Raw genomic sequence first — 17490 nt, forward strand, 5'->3', positions numbered from 1 at the left:
GCCCTCGTGGCAATGCGTGCACTCCCTCATGGGCTATCCCTCCTGGATCGCCTGCAGGTAGCGCAGCACAGCCGACTCGGCGGCCTCCAGATCGGAGGGTGCCGTCCAGAGCAGGTCGTGGGCCTCCTGGTACCGGTCGTCGAGGCGCGGGTCCTCGGCGCGTCCGAGGTCGCGCGCCATCACCTGCAGCGACGCCAGGCGGCCGCGGAGCTCCTCCCGCACGTCGAGGGGCTCCTGGACGACGGCGAGCGCCGCCGCGGCCTGGTCCACGGCGGCGACGGCGGCCCGTTCGAGCTGCCGCACCCCGGTGACGAGGCGCCGCCACCGGTGGGCGGCGCGGGGCTCGTCGAGCGCCGCGAGGCGTTCCCGCAGGCCGGCCGCGGGGTCGGAGACGTCAGGGACCGGAGAGGACACCTTCGCCACGGTCTCCGCCCGGACCTCGCGGGCCTTCCGCAGCGTCGCGTCGGCGGACGCGAGGGCGTCCCGGATCCGGGCCAGCCCCTCGCGGTACTCCAGGCCCGCGCGGGTCTGCTCGGTGAACGCGCAGATCAGCCCCTCGACGTGCGGTTCCTTGAGGGTGACCCGGACGCTGAGGTCGACGTCGGGGCCGGGGGCGCCGCGCGATCTGATGACGTCCCGGTGGAACTGCGCCGAGGCGATGAACGCCAGGTCGCAGGACGCGTCGCGCAGCGCGCGCTTCAGCTCGGGGGCGTCCAGGAGCCGGAACGCCTCGTTGACCGCCGTGCCGACGACGCCGTTCGGATCGTGGTGGACGTACCCGGCGTGCAGCGCGACGCGGAGCCGGAGGCGGGTGTCGGCGTCCGCGCCCTGGTTGTAGCGGCGCAGCTCGCTGGCCAGATGGAAGGGCAGCGGCTCGACCAGCCGGGACTGCGGGCCCTCCGTCGGGACGAGGAAGAACGCCCCGTCCCCGCGGTCCTCGTGGTAGCGGTCCCCCGGGCCGATCCCCGCCCTGCCGAAGGACCGCTCCAGCAGCGCGTAGAGGCCCTCGCGCATGTCGGCCCGCTGCGAGTCGTTGAGCACGGAGCGGCCGAACTTCTCGATGTCGACGCAGGTGATCGCTCTGTGGACCCTCCGGTGGGAGTGTGCGGGAGAGCTCATGGCGGAAACTCCACGGCGGCGCGGGCGTGGGGACGGGTGGACGCTCCGCTCCCCAACGGTGCGTCCCCCTGACGAGGTCACCGTTCATGCTATACGCGAGGCCGCCACGCTTAGTGAGTAATTTGCCCGGTACCGTGCAGGTATGCTCGCCGAACCCGCGCCCGCGCTGAGCGATCTCGCGCTCGGACTGGTCGTGCTGGCGCTCGCCGTCCGGCTGGGGCGCGCGCCGCTCGCCAACCGGCACTGGCGCACGTCGTTCTGGTGGGCGGGGTTCGCGGCGCTGGCGGGGTTCGTCCACCACGGCTTCGTGAAGTACTCGGACCGATGGGACGCGCCGAGCTGGGCCGTCATCAGCGCCATGGTCGTCATCGCGGTGTCGTACCTGCTGGCCGCCACCGTCGCGGAGGTTCTCGGCCCGCGCCACCACCGGACGTTCTGGCTGTTGCGCTCGATCGGGATCATCGCCTACGCCTGTCTCGCGGTCACCGGGCACGCGGGCGTCGCCGCGCTGCTGGCCTGCGAGAGCCTGACGATGATCAGCATCCTGATCCTGTGGGGGGTGGCGGCGCGGCGGCGCAACCCGATGGCCGGTCCGATGATCGTCGCGCTGGCGGCGAGCGGCGCGGCCGCCGGGACCAAGGCGCTCGACCCGGACGTCACCGGGCGCGTCGCGCTGGACCCGACGTCCGTCTACCACCTCGCTCAGATCGCGGGCATGGTGCTGCTCTACCTGGCCGTCAGCGCCCCACGCCGCCCCGCACCAAGCCCCGCCACCGGCTGACCCGCCCGCACTGGTCAGCGCAGGGCGGCGATCAAGGCGTCGCTGTGGGAGCACCAGACTTGGCGGGCCTCCGCGAAGCCCTGTTCGCGGAGGGCGTCCAGGTGCCACCGGGTGGTGGTCGGACGGTCGGCCCGGTGCGCGCCGTCCGGGCTGCGGGGGTCGCCGAGCATCTCGAACCGGCGGCGGGCAGGCTCGGCGAGGACGGGGTCGGCGGCGAGTTTCGTCCACCAGTTCGGCCAGTCGAGGGCGCCCGCGGCCTGCTCGCGTTCCTGGCGGGCGGCGTGGAACGCCTCGGCCGCCGCGTTGAGGCGTGGCGCGGACTCGTCGGTCATGTGGTCGGCGTTCAGGAAGACGCCGCCGTCCATGAGCACGCCGTGGACGTCCCCGTACAGGACGCGGAGCGGTTCGGTGTCCAGCCAGTGCAGGGCGGTGGCGGTGAGGACGGCGTCGTACGAGCGGTGCGGCAGTGCGTCCCGCCAGGACGAGTCGGTCAGATCGGCCGTCACCAGCTCCACCCGGTCGTCGCCGGCGAAATGGCCGCGGGCGATGGCGAGCAGGGCCGGGTCGATGTCGACGCCGGTGGCGCGGGCCTTGGGGAAGCGCTTCAGCAGCCGGTCGGTGATGGTGCCCGTCCCGCACGCGAGGTCGAGGACGACCGGCTCCGGCCCGGCGAGGGCCTCGACCGTGTCGAGCATGACGCGGAAGCGCTCCTCGCGGTCGGGCATGTACCACTCCTGCTGGCGGTCCCAGCTGTCCTGCCAGGCCTGCCAGGCGGCGGTCTCCGTCATGGGTCACTCCTTCTCTGGTCGCGCCGCCCGGATCAGCAGGCGGGTCGTGTCGGACTCGGGTGCTTCGAGGACGCGGCCGAGGTCGCCGTGCTCGACGACGCGGCCTCCGTCGAGGACGGCCAGCTCGTCCGCGACTCTGGCCAGCAATGCCAGGTCGTGGCCGATCCACAGGACGGACGTCCCGTCCGCGCGCAGGCGTGCGATCTCGTCCAGGACGCGGCCGGTGGCGGCGTCTTCGAGCGCGGTGGTGATCTCGTCGCAGACCAGGACGTCGGGACGGGCCAGCGCGGCCCGGACGAACGCGGCGCGCTGGAGCTCCCCGCCGGACAGCGCCGCCGGGGGGCGGCGGGCGGTGTCCGGGGCGACGCCCAGCCGGGCGAGGAGATCGGCGGCCTCCGCGGCGGCGTTCTCCGGGGACGTTCCGCGGAGCCTGACGGCGGTGCGGGCCACCTGGTCGAGCACGGTGCGGCGCTCGTCGAACGAGCCGCGGACCTCCTGCCACACGTACTGGACGCGGCGCGTCTGAGTACGGTCGCGGCGGCGGAGCGGCGGGAGCGCCGTCCCGTCGAGGAGGATCCTTCCGCGATGCCGTTCGTGGAGGCCCGCCACGCATCGGGCCAGGGTGGTCTTGCCTCCGCCCGAAGGCCCGGCGATGCCCAGGCAACCGCCCGGAAGGAGGGACAGGGACACGTCGTGCAGGACTTCGCCGCGTCCTCCGGCGCGCAGCCAGGCGGTCAGGTTCCGGAGTTCCAGGCGTGGCGGCGCGGCGGGCGCGGGCTTGCGGCGGGGCGCCGGGGCGGCCGGGGCGGGCAGGACGTCCTGGGGCGTGCCCTGGGCGGTGACGCGGCCGTCGTCCAGCATGACGACATGGTCGGCCAGGGCCCTGACAATGTCGTGGTCGTGGCTCAGCAGCAGGAGCGCCATCCCGTCGGCGGCCAGCGCGGCGAGTTCCTGGACGAGTCGCATGCGGGTCACGGTGTCCAGGCCCGTGCTGGGCTCGTCGAGGATGAGCGCTTCGGGCCCGCAGGCCAGGACCTGCGCGAGGGCGACGCGCTGCCGCTGCCCACCGGAGAACTGGTGCGGGAATCGGCGCAGCACGGATCTCTCCGGCGACAGTTGCGCCTTGGTGACCGCGTCGGTGACGGTCGTGGCTCCGTGCAGCCGCGCCAGCTCCTTGATGACGGCGCCGGTGCGGCGGGCGGGGTTGAGGGCGCTGCCCGGATGCTGCGGCAGGTAGGCGATCGTCCCGCCGCGCAGGCGGGCGGCCTCGAGCGTGACGCCGCGCTCGTCCACCACGGGCACGCCCGCGACCTTGACCGAACCGCGCAGCTCGACGCCCGGCGCGGACTCGCCGAGAAGCGCGAGCGCGGTGGTCGTCTTGCCGCTGCCGGACGGCCCGACCAGCGCGGTCACACCCCCGCCCCGCACCCCGAGATCAACCCCGCGCACCAACTCGACCGCCCCGGCCCGCGCCATCAGTCCCCTGACCTCGATCATCGGGCCCTGCCTTTCTGGGGGGCGACGAGGCGGTCGGCCAGGAGGTTGAGGCCGACGGTGAACATGACGAGCATCGCGGCGGGCGCGCACACCGCCCACGGCTGGATGAGCAGGGCCTCGCGGCCGGCGGCGATGGTGACGCCCCAGTCGGGCGAGTTCGGGTCCAGGCCGAGGCCGAGGAAGTTGGCGGCGGCGACGGTGAAGACGGCGAGCGAGACGCGGGTTCCGGCGTCGGCGGCGGCGACGGGCAGGACGGCCCGTCCGACGTGGCCGAACAGGACGCGGGCGCGCGACTCGCCCTGCATCCGCATCGCCTCGGCGACGGGGCCGCTGGCGGCGTCCAGCGCCGCCGCCCGCACCAGCCGCGCCACCGCCGGGACGTTGATCGCCGCGACCGCGAGCGCGACGGCCTCCGGACGTCCGCGCCACCCGACCCCGACCACGCTGATGATCAGCAGCGAAGGGACGGGCAGGATCAGCTCCACCGGCCGCATCGCCAGCTCGTCCAGCCAGCGGCGGCGGGTCGTGGCGGCGGCGAGCCCGAGCGTCCCGCCGAGGACGTAGGCGAGCGCGACCGCGCAGCAGGCGACGCCGAGCGCGCTGGGTCCGCCGCGGAGCAGCAGGCCGAGGACGTCGCGTCCGGTGCCGTCGGTGCCGAGCGGGTGGCCGTCGCCCCTGATGTAGGGGGCGCCGTCGTCCGGGGTGATCGCCGGGGCGAGGAGGGGCCCGAGGACGGCGACGAGGACGGGCACCGCCAGCAGCAGCGCCGCCACCAGCGTCATCGTCGAGAACCGGCGGGGCATCGCCGGGAGGCGGCGGGTCATCGCAGGACCTCCGCGCGGGGCGCGAGGCGTTCGCTGACGAGGTCGGCGGCGATGTTGAGCGTCAGCGCCACCGCCGCCAGCAGCAGCGTCAGCGCCTGGACGGTCGGCACGTCGCGGCTCTGCACCGCCTCGATCAGCGCCGTGGCGGTGCCGGGGATCGCGAAGACCGCCTCGACGATCAGCACCCCGCCGAGGAGCTGGTCGCCCGTCCGCGCCAGCTCCTGGACCCCGGGGACGGCGGCGTTCGGCAGCACGTGCCGCAGCACCAGCCGCGTGCGCGGCACGCCGAGCCGACGCGCCTGGACGGTGTAGCCCGCCTCCAGCGCCGCGATCGTGCCCGCCCGGATCTGCCTGGACAGCGTGCAGATCGTCCGGGCGAGCAGCACCGCGACCGGCAGCACCAGCAGGACGGGCCGACTCAGCAGCTGCCCGCCCTCCGCCCCCAGCCAGGTGGACGGCAGCCACCCCAGCTTCAGCGAGAACACCGCGACCAGCGCCAGCGCGAGGACGAAGTCCGGAATGGAGTTGAGGGCGAGCGTCACGGCGGTGATCGTCCGGTCGAGGCGTCCGCCGGCGCGCAGCCCCATCGCCAGGCCGAGCAGCATCGCCAGCGGCACCAGCAGCGCGGCCGTGACGGCGGCGAGCACCACGGTCGCGGTGAGCGAGCCGGTGACGATCTCGCTGACCGGCGTCCCGCCGACCAGCGACGTGCCGAGGTCGCCGGACAGCAGCGCGCCCGCCCAGTCGGCGAACCGCTCGGCCGGCGGACGGTCGAGGCCGAGCTGCTCGCGCAGCTGGGCGACCTCCCCGAGCCCCGCCTGCTCGTTGAACTGGACCTCGGCGGCGTCGCCCGGCAGCAGCGAGGTCAGCAGGAAGATCAGGACGGCGAGGCACGCAAGCTGGACAACAGCCAGCAACACCCGCCGCAAAGCATGACGCAGCACCGCTCAGGCCAGCCACACGTTGTCGAACCGGGCCCAGTCGACGGTGTTGGGCTGGGCGGCCTTCACCCCGTGCACCCGCGTGGACACCGCGTTCAGCCAGTCGGGATGCCCCCAGATCAGCAGGCCGCCTTCGTCGTGGATGCGCCGCTGGAGGACGCCGTAGCGCTGCGTGCGCTGGTCTTCGTCCACGATCGACTGGGCCTGGCGGAACTGCTTGTCGAAGTCCGCGCGCTCCCAGGCGCTGGCATTCTGCGGGGAGCCGGTGAGGAGCCGGTCGCTGATGTAGGTCGGAATCGGCATGGCCCCGCAGCGGTGGCTGCCCAGCAGACCCGTCTTGAGCTGGTCGGTGTAGTAGCTCTCCGGCGGGCCGGTGACGACCTTGACGCGCAGCCCGGCCTCGCCCGCCTGCTCGGCGAACAGGTGCGCCGCGTCCACGAAGCCGTTCGCGGCCGTGGACGTGTAGAAGTCGACCTCCTTGTTGAGCAGGCCCGTCTTGCGGAGGAGGGCGTGGGCCTCGTCGACGTCCCGTTCGCGCTGTGGCACGTTCCCGGGGTAGTACGCGAAGCCCTTGCCGTACATGTCGTTGCCGACGGCGCCGCGTCCGCCGAAGACGACCTCCACCAGGCGGGCACGGTCGGCGAGGAGCTTGACGGCCATGGCCGCGTCCGGGTCGTCGAACGGCGGCCGGTCGGTCTTCATCACGATGCCCTCGGCGCCGCTGCGGGGCGCGGCGATGATCCGCACCTTCCGGTCCGCCTTGACGACGCGGGCGAACGTGGGCGTCATCTCGTGCGCGTACTCGACCTCCCCGGCCTGGACGGCGTTGGCCCGCGCCTCCGTCTCGGCGGACAGGATGCGGAGCTCGTCCAGGTGCGCCGCGCCCTCCCAGTGGTCGTCGAACCGGCGGGCGGCGAACGACCGGCCGGCCGTGAACGACTGGAATCGGAACGGTCCAGTGCCGACCGGCTTCGACGGGTCCGCGTACCCGCGCCGCACCACGGCGGTGCCGGTCATGGCCAGCAGCGACGGCAGTTCGGCGTTCGGCCGCGTCAGCACGATCTCCACGACCTGCTTTCCGGCGGCCCGCGACCTCCTCAGGTCGATGCTCGCCAGCGAGGCCCGCGCCCTGCGGTCGACGCCCTTCGGGTCGAGGATGCGGGCGAGGCTGTAGAGGACGTCGTCGGCGTCCAGCGCATGGCCGTCATGGAACGTCGCGGCGCGCAGGTGGAACCGCCAGACGGTCGCGTCGTCGTTGGTCTCCCAGCGCTGCGCGAGGCGCGGCACCGGCCGCAGGGTGGGGCCGAGGTCGACGAGCTTGTCGAAGACCGCCTTGTGCCGGGCGATGTCGACGAACTGGCGCTGGGCGTGCGGATCCATGGTCTCCTTGGCGCCGGCGCCGGGGAACACCGCCCGCAGCGTGCCGCCCTTGCGCGGCGCGTCCGGCCCCGTCCCGCCGGACGAGCACGCGCCCAGCAGGACGGCCCCGGCCGCTCCCGTCAGCCCGAGAAACCCACGCCGCGTAGTACCGCTCGGCACGCCGCACATCACCCCTTCACAAACGGCACACTTGGTGCATCCATCCCGCAAATGCAACTTTATTGCAAGAGAGATCCCCGAGCCGGGCAAGGGGTGGGCAAAGGGGCGGGCAAGCGCCCGTGTAGCGCCCCCGGGCGCGGGCCCCGGCGACCGTAGGGTCCCCGCGAGAGAGGGGGCTCGTCTTGAGGAGATCGTGGAAGCTCACCCTGGCGGCCGCGGGAGCGACGGCGGCGGCTGTCGTCCCGCCGGCGGTCGTCCCGGGGGCCTGGCCGGGCGGCGCGCGGGACGCGTCCGGCGCCGCCGGGCGGGGACGCTGGGTTCTACTGGATCATGAGGGCTTCGACCGGCCGCTGAAGGTCGACGAGTCCCCGTGGCGGATCGACCCGCAGGGTCCCGGCAGCCCGTGGCACGTCGACGCGTTCGACGACGACGGCGACGCCTGGAAGAAGATCAGCGGACCGCTGTTCGCGCGGCAGCTCGCCACCCTGAACGTGTTCCGCAAGCGCGTCGCGTTCGGCCGCGAGGGCTGGCTGACCGCCGAGGTCGCCGCCGTCGACAAGGACCGCGACGGCCGTCCCGACTCGCGTCCAGGCCTGTCGACCGCGTCCCTGCCCGGCGGGCAGCGGGCCGCGCGGATCTCCGAGCCGAGCTGGGACGCCGGGGTCCTCATCCGGCCCACGCGCCCGCTCCCGCCGCGCTACCGCGTGGAGATGACGCTGCGCGGCATCGACTTCGGCGGCGAGCGCGGCGGCACCTTCGACTACGACAGCAAGCACAACGGCTACACCCGCGAGCCCTGCAAGACCCGGTACCCGTGGACGTTCCAGGGCGCGCTGCCCGGCAAGTCCCGCTGCGACTATCCGGACGTGACGAGAGAGAACGGGTTCTACTACCTGACGATCCTCGACTACAGGAACCCGGCGCCGCACGGCAACCCCGGCATCCACTACCGGCGCAAGGTCATCATGGACGGCTACTACAGCGACGACCAGCGCTGGAAGGACGCCGGGACCTGCAACCCGAAGACCAGGAAGATCTACCGCACGTTCGACGGCACCTTCAACGGCGTCAACGCGCTGTTCGTCCGCGGCGACAAATTCCGCGAGGCGGCGAACAACAACATCAGCAACGAGTACTACATCAAGACTGCCTGCGGGAACGTCTCCATGGACCAGCCGTACGGCCCGGGCGGCAAGTTCCGCCAGCACCTCACCAGCGCCGAACTGCGGCCGGAACTGCTGCCGAAGGCGTCCTACAGGTTCGCCATCGAACGCGACCGCACGGGATACACACTCGAAATGAGCGGCCCATTCCTCAACACGGGGCAGACGACGCTCCGCGTCCACCACGATTTCGTCGAGGACGGCCGTCCGATCTGGCACTACAACCAGACGCCGGGCGAATACGACGGCCGATTCGAGCGGACGCTGAAGCACACCGGCCCCGCCGGGACGTACACGACCGAGCACAGCTGGCCCAAGGGCTCCGCCTATCCCGATTCGTTCATCATCGGCGACCCGCACCTGAACTACTACGAGGGCTCGGCGTACGTCGACGACATCCGCCTCTACGTCCCCGGCGAGGAAAGGCGATAGAAGCGATCGACCCGCGCCCGGTGGCGGCCGGGCGCGGGTCGACCGCGGGGTCGATCGCGCGCGAGGGGGTCGATTCGCGATCGGTCCATCTATCTGCGGCTCAGCAGGTCAGGTTGTCCTATTGGCAGCTCAGCAGGTCAGGTTGTCGCCGGTCGGGACGCCGAGAAGCTGGGTGAACCGCTTGTAGGCGTTCACCCGGCTCTGCACCTGGGACGGGTTTCCGCCGTTGCATTCCAGGCTGCCGTTGATGCTGCGGATCGTCTCGCCGAACCCGCGGCTGTTGACCATCGCGTCGTGCGGGGTCATGGTGCCCGGGCCGTTCTGCGTCATCCAGTACCAGAGGGCGCTCTTCCAGGACACGGCCGCGTCCCGCTCGACCTGCCACGGGTTGTTCAGCAGGTCGATGCCGAGGGCGTCGCCCGCGGCCTTGTAGTTGAAGTTCCAGCTCAGCTGGATGGGACCGCGGCCGTAGTAGGCGGCCTGCCCGGCGGGGCACCCGTAGGGCTGGCTCCTGTCGCAGTAGTGCGGGTAGTTGTCCTTGTTCTGCTCGACGATGTGCACCAGCCCGCCGGTCTCATGGTTGACATTGGCGAGGAATGCGGCCGCCTCCTGCTTCTTGACCGTGTCGTTGCCGGTGTTGGCGAACGCGGGGAAGGACGCCATGGCGGCGGTCAGGCCGCTGTAGGTGTAGAAGGAATTGCGGCTCGGGAACATCTGCTGGAACTGCGCCTCGGTCACCACGAAGGCACTCGTGTCGGGCGGGTCGGTGGGACCGCTGGGACCACCGCAGCTCCCCTGGTCTGCCCACACGATCGTGTTGCCCGGGGCTTCGTTCCGCGTCCACCATTTCGCCGTCCAGTTGTGCCCGCCGTGGGACGCCACCGCGCCGCCGTTGTAGACGGTGGAGGCGTTCCATTCCGTCGCGCAGTCCGCGGCGGCGGCCGGCGACAGGGGCAGAACGGCCGAGAGCGCCCCCGCCGCGAGCAGCGCGGCGCCGAGCAGCGTCCTAGTGCGATGCACCACATCACGTCCTTGAGAGTTCACGCGGTGCGGCCCGCCCCGGGGTCCGGGGCGAGCCGGCCGTCTCACCATTTCAAGCCGCTTCCGGCGCTTCCAGCGCCTGCGGCCGCCGCGGCGTTCGCCGGGGCCGCCGGCGGTTCCGGCGGCGCTCCGGCGGGGGCGTCACTGCACGTTGACGTCGACGCAGGCGTAGAAGGCGTTGGACGTGTCGGCGATGTTCCAGATCGCCAGGACCTTCTGGCGTCCGCTCACGCCACCGAGGTTGACCTGGTGGGAGACGGTGGAGGGCGGCTGCTGGTTGTTGCCGCTGATGTCCGCGACCTTCCTGCCGCCGACGTAGTACTCGTAGTTCGTGGTGCGGTGCCGGGCGGTGAACGTCCAGGTGAAGGTGAGCGAGTTGCTGACGTTGGTGGCCTGCCAGCCCTTGCTGTCGTCGTTGAGCTCGGTGAAGCGGCTGCCGCCGCTACAGGTGCGCTGGCCCTTGGGGCCCTCGACGCTCTGCGGCTCGTACTTGATCGCGCCGCACTGGACGATTCCCTTGGCGCACTGCGCCTGGCGGCTCATCGGCGCCGAGACGTAGCCGTGCGCGAAGGCCGAGCTCGCCGGGATGACGGCGATCAGCGGGGCGATTCCGACGCCCGCCGCTGCGGCGGCGAGCCTGCGCTGTGACTTCTTCATGCGGGGGGTCCTTGCCTTGGGGTGGTCATGATCGTGGCGTGGACGGGCCGGGACGGCCTCGGGCCGCGTGACGGCCCCGGGCCGGGGAGACTGCCGCGTCTTCGCGGGCGGCACGGCCGCGTCCGTGGGAGCGATGGAGGGGAGCGGGGCATGCGGGACTCCATCTGATAGGAAACTTTCCTATCGGGTAGCTGAACGTTAACGCTCCGTCCGATTGCAGGCAAGGGCCTGATCAGGACGAACCGTTCGAGTGCGCATGACCAGCGCAGGCCGAGAACTGAACCACTCTCGACCGCTCCAAAGAATTGTCAGAATTCTCTGATCATTGAGCGGACGACTGGCGAAGATTGCCGATGTGGACGCGCAGAACGCCGTTTGACCTGCATGAACGAACTCCCGCCCGAAGACCGTCTTGCACCGTTCCACACGATCGGGCACCGTCGTCACCCGGTGGCGGGGGTGTCCGCGAGCCTTGGCTGGAAGCCGTCCAGAAGACGGTCGAGGACTCGAACACGGCGGCAACTTCCTAGCCCTGGAACAGCCCGACTTCTACCTGAAGGACGTCAGGGCCTTCTTCGCCGCCCTCTGACCACATCCTGAAACGACCCCCCGCCGTTCGGAGGCAGACCGTCTGAAATGTATGGTTTGTAGTGAACTGTTCCGAGCGGAGGTGGGGTCGGTCCATGGGGAGGCAACCGCTGAGCTGCCCGTTCTTTCTGGCGGTGGGGCTCAGGCCCCGTCCGGACGAGCCCGAGGCGGAGCTCCGCGCGCTCGCCGACTTCTACGACACCGTCCACCTGGCGGAGGTCGTCCGCCTCAACGAGGGGTTCGTGAGCGGCGCGCGGTACGAGCTGACCGAGCCGCTGGACGACGACGCGGTCCCGTCCTGGCTGGCCGTCTACGGCATCGAGAACGCGGACGCCGCGCGCGCGTTCGTCGCCCGCCAGGGTGAACGGCGCCCGGTCTACACGACCGGCCCGCCCGCGTTCTACCGGGCCGCCGTCGTGTGGCGGATGATCTGGGAGAGCGCAGGCTCGACCGGCGCGGGGGAGCTGACCCCCGGCAAGATGGCGATGATCGGCATGAACCCGGCCGCGGACGCCACCGAAACCGAGATCGCCGAGTTCGACGACTTCTACACCGGAACGCACCTCCCCGAGATCGTCTCCGGGCTCGGCTACGACCGGGGCACCCGCTTCCTGCTCTGGCACGAGTTCACGCACCCCGCGCCGGGCAGCCCCCGCTACAACGCCGTCTACGAGGCGGAGGACCCTGAGCCGAGGCCGCCCGGCGTCCCGCCGCTCAGCCCGGGGCCGCGCGCGTGGGAGGAACGCCAGGTCCGGTGGCGGGTCAAGTACCGGCGAGCGGTCTGAACGGAGAGGGACGGGATGACTTCGGCGACGATCAAGGTCGGCCGCACACGGGTGTCGCACGTCAGCGACGGCGTGGCGCGGGGGCCGCGCCAGTACTGGTTCACCGGCGCCGACCCGGACGAGTGGATGCCCGCGGTCGGCGTCACCCAGCCCGACGCGCCGTTCACGGTAACGTTCGGCGGATTCGTCGTCACCGGCGACGGCCACGTCACCGTGGTGGACGCGGGCTACGGCCACCGCGCGCACGAGATCCCCGGGCTGGCGGACGCGGGCGCGATGCCGTCCGCCATGGCCGCGCTCGGCGTCGAGCCGGGCGACGTGGACCAGGTCGTCCTGACCCACCTGCACACCGACCACTGCGGCTGGCTGACCAAGGACGACCAAGGCGCCCTCACGTTCCCGAACGCGACCGTGCTCGTCAACGAGCGCGAAGTCGCCTACTGGACGAGCGACGAGGTCGACGCCATCGCGTTCAACCGCAACGGGGCCGGCGAGGTCCGTGCCCGCCTCCGCGCCATCAAGGACGCCGGGCGCCTGCACACCTTCGACGGCGAACTCCGCCTGTCCGACGCGATGACCGTCCTGCCGACGCACGGCCACACCCCCGGCCACGTGTCGGTGCTGGTCGCGGACGGCGACGGGGCCGCGATCCTGGCCGGTGACGCCCTCCACCATCCCGCGCACGTGGACCATCCGTGCTGGCTCCCGTCCGTCGAGTACGCGCCCTCGGAATCGATACGCAGCCGCGAGCGCATCGCCGCCCTCGCCGCCGACCGCAACGCGAAGATCCTCGCCCCGCATTTCCCTCTCCCGACCATCGTCAACGTAGACCGCACCCCTGACGGCCATGTGCGGAGCACCGCAAGCCACGACGTGGAGGACGTGACATGAGCGAAACCGACCCGCGCATAAGCCCCGTTGACGTGGACGCCTACCACCGGCTCGAACGCGAGCTGTTCGGCGACGACGCCCTGACCGGCACCGCCCACGTGTCCCGCACCTGGGCGCACAGCCCCGGGCTGACGAAGGCGCAGCGACCGCTCCAGAACTACCTGCTCGGCCAGTCGCCGCTCCCCGCCCGCGACCGCGAGCTGGCCATCCTCCGCGTCGCCTGGCTCAGCAGATGCGAGTACGCCTTCGGCCAGCACGTCCGGATGGGCGGCGCCGCCGGGCTGACGCCCGAGGAGATCGACCGCGTCCCGCAGGGCCCCGCCGCCGACGGCTGGACGGAGTTCCAGACGACCCTCCTCCACGCGGTCGACGAGCTCCACGCCCACGGCCGCCTGACCGACCCCACCTGGACGGCCCTGGCCAAGACCTACGACGACGCCCAGCTCCTGGACCTCATCGCCGTCATCGGCCGCTACTGGACGGTCGCCGCGATGCTCAACACGATCAACGTCCAGCCGGAGCCAGGCCTCCCCACCTTCCCGCCCACCGAATAGGACAGGGTCAGGCGGGCACCCTTGGCGCGCCAACGGTGCCCGCCGCCCTTCCCGGCTCAGCGGATGTCGATCGCGAGGGTTTTGACCTGGCTGAACTCGTCGATGACCCAGCGGCCGCCGAGCCGGCCCCGGCCGGACCGGCGTCCGGCGGCGCCGCCGAACGGCAGGCTGTACTCCCAGTAGTTGGAGGTGTCGTTGACCACGACCAGCCCGCAGTCGATGCGCTCGCCGATCTTGAAGGCCTTCGACACGTCGGACGTGAACAGCGAGCCGACGAGCCCGTAGTCGCCCGCGTTCGCGGCCGCGATCATGTCGTCCTCGTCGTCGAAGACCGACAGCGACGCGACCGGGCCGAAGGTCTCCTCGCCGAAGAGGGCGGCGTCACGGCCGACGGAGGTGAGGACGGTGGGCGGGAAGAAGAAGCCGTCCTGGTCCTGGAGCCGTCCGCCACCGGCCACGACGTTCGCGCCGTGCTGCTGGGCGTCCTCGATCAGCCGGTCGTAGCGGGCGATGCTGGACTCCAGGTGGACCGGTCCCATCGTGACCTCGGGATCCAGCGGGGACCCCAGCACCGTGTCCGTCGCCCGCTGCGCGAGCAGGGGGGCGAGCTCGTCCGCGCACGACGCCGCCACCAGCACCTTGCCGGCGGCGCTGCACACCTGGCCGGCGTTCCAGAACGCCGCGTTCGAGATCGCCGCCGAGGCGACGTCGAGGTCGGCATCGCCGAGGACCACGATGGGCGAGTTTCCGCCCAGTTCCAGCAGGAGCTTCTTGTCCCAGGCCGATTTGGCGATGGACTGACCCGTCCCGCTGCCGCCGGTGAAGCCGACCGCGGCGATTCCCGGATGCGTCACCAGATGGCTGGCGACCGCGACCTCATTCGTGATCACCAATTGCAGCAGTTCCTGCGGGAAATCCGCGGCGAGGAGGATCTCCCGGAATTTCGCCGCGACGACGGCCGTGGTCGGAGCCGGCTTCCACACCACGGCGTTGCCGGCCGCGAGGGCCGGGCCGATGTACTCGACCGGAATGTTCACCGGGAAGTTCCACGGGGTGATGACGGCCCACACACCGAGGCCCTCGCGGCGTACGATCGCCCGCTTGTTCGCGTCCTGCACGTGCGGCGTCTCCCCGCCCAGGGCGAGGACGGTCTCCGCGGCCATCTCCAGCCCGCGAACCGCGAAGAGTATCTCGCCCTGCGCCTCGGCGATCGGCTTGCCGTGCTCGGTGGAGAGCACCTCGGCGAGTTCCTCGTGCTTGGCGAGCAGCGCCTGGGCGGCTGAGCGGCACCATTCGGCGCGGGTGGCGGGCCGTGCGGTGCGGGTCTTCTGGAAGGCCTTTCCCGCGCTGGCGACGGCGGCGTCCACATCGTGAATCGACGCCGCCGCCAGATTGGTGAACGGCCGCCCTTCGGCGGGGTTGATCGCGGGGTACTGCGTGTCGCTTTCGCTCCACGACCCGTCGATCCAGGACGCGAAGGAGTCGGCGCCCGAAGGCGAGGTCAGTGTCATGATGATCCCTTCCTGCCGGTGAAGCTCAGGTCCGCGAGTACCGCCTCCTGGTCCTGTCCCAGGGCCGGCGCCGGAGCCGGGTCCGGCGGAGCGTAGCCGCGCATCGTGAACGGGAATCCCTTGCGGCGGGAGCCGCGGTCGCCCAGGAAGACCCGCCGCTCACCGAACCGTGGTTCGCGTCCGCGTTCGGCCGCCGAGAGCACCGGCGCGGCGGCCACTCCCGCCTCGGTCAGTGCGCGGACGCACTCCTCCCGGGAACGGGCGCGGGTCCACGACCCGATCAGCTCGTCCACGAGATCCTCGTGCTCCCACCACCACTCCTCGGACCTCCCCGCCAGTTCGCCGGGCGCGACGAGGTCCGCCAGCGCGTCCCGTTCGGCCTGGCCGTGGCACGCGACCGCGACCCATTGGCCGTCGCCCGCGCAGGGGTAGACGTCGTGCGGGGTGCCGGCGGGGCGCCGGTTGCCGGTGGGCGCGGGGAGCACGCCCGTCGCCGCGTGCTCGGCGATCCGGTCGGCGAGCGTCCAGCTGATGAGCTCGCGCTGGGAGACGTCCAGGTGGACGCCGCGGACGCCGCGCTCCAGGCAGTACGCGACGAGCGCGGCGCCGAACAGGGACGCCGCCTGATCGGGGTAGTTGACCTCGCCGGACGACCACATCGGCCCGCCGTCCGGGTATCCCGTCACGGAGGCCAGCCCGGACAGGAGGTCGAGCGTCGACCCGTACGACCTGCGGCCCGCCTCGGGGCCGTCCTGCCCCTGGCTGGACAGGGACAGGTAGACCAGCCGCGGGTTGACGGCGCGCAGCGTCTCGAAGTCGGCGCCGAGCCGCTTGGTCACGCCCACGGTGAAGTTCTCGATCACGACGTCCGCGCGGGCGGCCAGCCGGTGCAGCGTCTCGCGACCGGCCCCGGTCTTGAGGTCCAGGACCACGCCCAGCTTGCCCGCGTTGTTGGACTCGAACATGGGCGAGACGTCCGTGTCCGGGGCCTGGCCCGCCACCGGCCAGTGCCGGAACGGGTCCGGATGGCTCGCCGACTCGACCTTGATCACCGTGGCGCCGTAGTCGGCGAGGAGCCGTCCGGTGGCCGCGCCCGCCGTGATCGTCCCGAGGTCGAGCACGGTCACGCCCGCGAGCGGCGCGTCCGCTCCGTTCCGGGGGGTGAGGGGGGCCGTCCCGCCGCATGCGACCGGGTCGGTGTGGGGGGTCGTCCCCTCGTGAAGGGCCGGAGCGGACGTGCAGCGCACCGGCGCCTGCCGCCTGGGATGCTCCCATTCCTGCGCCGCGGCCGGGGCGCCGTCGCCGAGTGCCGGGGGCGGGCCGGCGCGCCACGGCAGGCCCGCGGCGTGGGCCGGAGGGCCGACGGGCGCGGACGTCCGCCCGTCCTGCCGGGGGCCGCGGAAGAAGCCGCGCGAGCGGTACTGCCCGTCGGCGCGCAGGTCGCCCAGGTCGGCGCTGAAGCCGACGGCGAGCCCCAGCGCCTGGGCGCGCTCGTAGATCGTCCGCTTGGGCAGGCGGGCCGCCCACCTCTCGATCACCGGCCACCACCGCTCCGGATCGGCCGGTACCGCCGGCGCCGACCCGTTGACGAGCTCGATCAGCAGATCCCACTGCTCGGGCGCGAAGATGACGCCGGCCCAGCCGTCGGCCGCGCGGACGATCCGCCACTGCCCCGCGGTGGCCCCCGTGCGCGTCGGCGCGGTGCCGGCGACGGCGCTCTCGATGTCGCTCTTCCAGTCGATGTACGCCGCGACGTCGCATAGGGCGACATCGACGACGTCGCCCTGACCGGCGCGGGCGCGACGGCTGAGCGCGAGCATGCCGCCGAGGAGGCCCGCGAAGGCGGCGGCGTGCGCCGCCTGCTCCCCACCGAGACTCAGTGGAGGACGGTCTGGCTCGCCGATCATTGAGGCGAGGCCGCCGTAGCACTCGGCGAGCAGGCTGTCGCCCGGGTGGTCGGAGCGCGGGTCGTCGAGGCCCGCCGCCGTGATGCTCACGGCGACGAGGCCCGGCCAGGCGTCGCGGATCTCCGGCGCGGTCAGTCCGGCGGCCCGGGCCCGGTCGGGGCCGAGGCCGGTGAGCAGGAGATCGGCACGGTCCAGCAGATGGTGCAGCGCCGTCCGGCCGTCGGGCGTGTCCAGGTCGGCGACGACGCTGCGCTTGTCCGCGTCGAGGCTGGAGAAGGCGAAGCCGACGCCGTGCTCGTCCAGGGGAGCTCGCGTCCGCAGGGCGTCCCCGCCGGGCGGCTCGCACAGGACCACGTCGTGTCCCAGCCCGGCCAGGAGCCGGCCGCAGACCTTCGTGGCGACGCCGCCGGACAGTTCGACGACCCGCAGCGTCCCCGGGTCGGCGGCCCGCTCCTCGTGTGGGGGTGTCATG

15 protein-coding genes are annotated in these 17490 nt (G+C 72.4%); 5 read left to right on the top strand and 10 right to left on the bottom strand.

The window, feature by feature from the left end; translation table 11 throughout:
* Positions 1-33 precede the first annotated feature (33 nt).
* A complete protein-coding gene (locus ACH34T_RS06340; protein ID WP_395991020.1) occupies positions 34-1119 on the bottom strand; it encodes a hypothetical protein in 1086 nt (361 codons plus the stop codon).
* Positions 1120-1261: 142 nt separating this feature from the next.
* On the opposite strand from ACH34T_RS06340, the gene ACH34T_RS06345 reads away from it, so the two are divergent.
* Entirely contained in the window at positions 1262-1900 is a 639-nt protein-coding gene (locus ACH34T_RS06345; protein WP_395991021.1) for a DUF6962 family protein, read from the top strand.
* Between the two features lie 14 nt (positions 1901-1914).
* Here the strand turns inward: ACH34T_RS06345 and ACH34T_RS06350 are convergent, their stop codons facing one another.
* The 5 genes from ACH34T_RS06350 to ACH34T_RS06370 are packed head-to-tail and all read right to left on the bottom strand — an operon-like array spanning position 1915 to position 7489.
* Positions 1915-2688, bottom strand: coding sequence for a class I SAM-dependent methyltransferase (locus ACH34T_RS06350; protein WP_395991022.1), 774 nt, complete (start codon positions 2686-2688; stop codon positions 1915-1917).
* Positions 2689-2691: 3 nt separating this feature from the next.
* Entirely contained in the window at positions 2692-4185 is a 1494-nt protein-coding gene (locus ACH34T_RS06355; protein WP_395991023.1) for an ABC transporter ATP-binding protein, read from the bottom strand.
* Positions 4182-5009: an ABC transporter permease gene (locus ACH34T_RS06360; RefSeq protein WP_395991024.1), complete on the bottom strand. Its 828-nt coding sequence runs from the start codon at positions 5007-5009 to the stop codon at positions 4182-4184. The genes ACH34T_RS06355 and ACH34T_RS06360 overlap by 4 nt, the downstream gene beginning before the upstream one ends.
* Entirely contained in the window at positions 5006-5953 is a 948-nt protein-coding gene (locus ACH34T_RS06365) for an ABC transporter permease (RefSeq protein ID WP_395991025.1), read from the bottom strand. Before ACH34T_RS06365 ends, ACH34T_RS06360 begins: the two co-directional genes overlap by 4 nt.
* 3 nt (positions 5954-5956) lie before the next feature.
* Complete coding sequence (locus ACH34T_RS06370; protein ID WP_395991026.1) at positions 5957-7489, bottom strand: ABC transporter substrate-binding protein; 1533 nt, start codon at positions 7487-7489, stop codon at positions 5957-5959.
* A gap of 182 nt (positions 7490-7671) precedes the next feature.
* Between ACH34T_RS06370 and ACH34T_RS06375 the strand changes: the two genes are divergently transcribed.
* Positions 7672-9084, top strand: a complete 1413-nt coding sequence (locus ACH34T_RS06375) for a hypothetical protein (RefSeq protein WP_395991027.1) — start codon at positions 7672-7674, stop codon at positions 9082-9084.
* A 129-nt stretch (positions 9085-9213) separates the two neighbouring features.
* On the opposite strand, the gene ACH34T_RS06380 is transcribed toward ACH34T_RS06375, so the two are convergent.
* Complete coding sequence (locus ACH34T_RS06380) at positions 9214-10104, bottom strand: glycoside hydrolase family 19 protein (protein ID WP_395991028.1); 891 nt, start codon at positions 10102-10104, stop codon at positions 9214-9216.
* Between the two features lie 162 nt (positions 10105-10266).
* Positions 10267-10782, bottom strand: a complete 516-nt coding sequence (locus ACH34T_RS06385; protein ID WP_395991029.1) for a lytic polysaccharide monooxygenase auxiliary activity family 9 protein — start codon at positions 10780-10782, stop codon at positions 10267-10269.
* A gap of 683 nt (positions 10783-11465) precedes the next feature.
* Here ACH34T_RS06385 and ACH34T_RS06390 point away from each other — a divergent pair.
* Genes ACH34T_RS06390 through ACH34T_RS06400 form a run of 3 tightly spaced genes read left to right on the top strand, consistent with a single transcriptional unit; the run spans position 11466 to position 13600 of the window.
* Complete coding sequence (locus ACH34T_RS06390; RefSeq protein ID WP_395991030.1) at positions 11466-12155, top strand: hypothetical protein; 690 nt, start codon at positions 11466-11468, stop codon at positions 12153-12155.
* Between the two features lie 15 nt (positions 12156-12170).
* A complete protein-coding gene (locus ACH34T_RS06395; protein ID WP_395991031.1) occupies positions 12171-13046 on the top strand; it encodes an MBL fold metallo-hydrolase in 876 nt (291 codons plus the stop codon).
* Positions 13043-13600 (top strand): carboxymuconolactone decarboxylase family protein, encoded by a 558-nt coding sequence (locus ACH34T_RS06400; RefSeq protein WP_395991032.1) that lies wholly within the window; start codon positions 13043-13045, stop codon positions 13598-13600. Before ACH34T_RS06395 ends, ACH34T_RS06400 begins: the two co-directional genes overlap by 4 nt.
* A gap of 56 nt (positions 13601-13656) precedes the next feature.
* Here ACH34T_RS06400 and ACH34T_RS06405 read toward each other — a convergent pair whose 3' ends face one another.
* On the bottom strand, positions 13657-15111 hold the full coding sequence (locus ACH34T_RS06405; protein ID WP_395991033.1) for an aldehyde dehydrogenase family protein: 1455 nt from the start codon (positions 15109-15111) through the stop codon (positions 13657-13659).
* The gene (locus tag ACH34T_RS06410) at positions 15108-17489 is read right to left on the bottom strand and encodes a CoA transferase (RefSeq protein WP_395991034.1); all 2382 of its coding nucleotides are present in this window, start codon (positions 17487-17489) and stop codon (positions 15108-15110) included. The genes ACH34T_RS06405 and ACH34T_RS06410 overlap by 4 nt, the downstream gene beginning before the upstream one ends.
* Position 17490 lies beyond the last annotated feature (1 nt).

It is taken from the genome of Actinomadura sp. 9N215 (assembly GCF_044326345.1).
Taxonomy (GTDB): domain Bacteria; phylum Actinomycetota; class Actinomycetes; order Streptosporangiales; family Streptosporangiaceae; genus Spirillospora.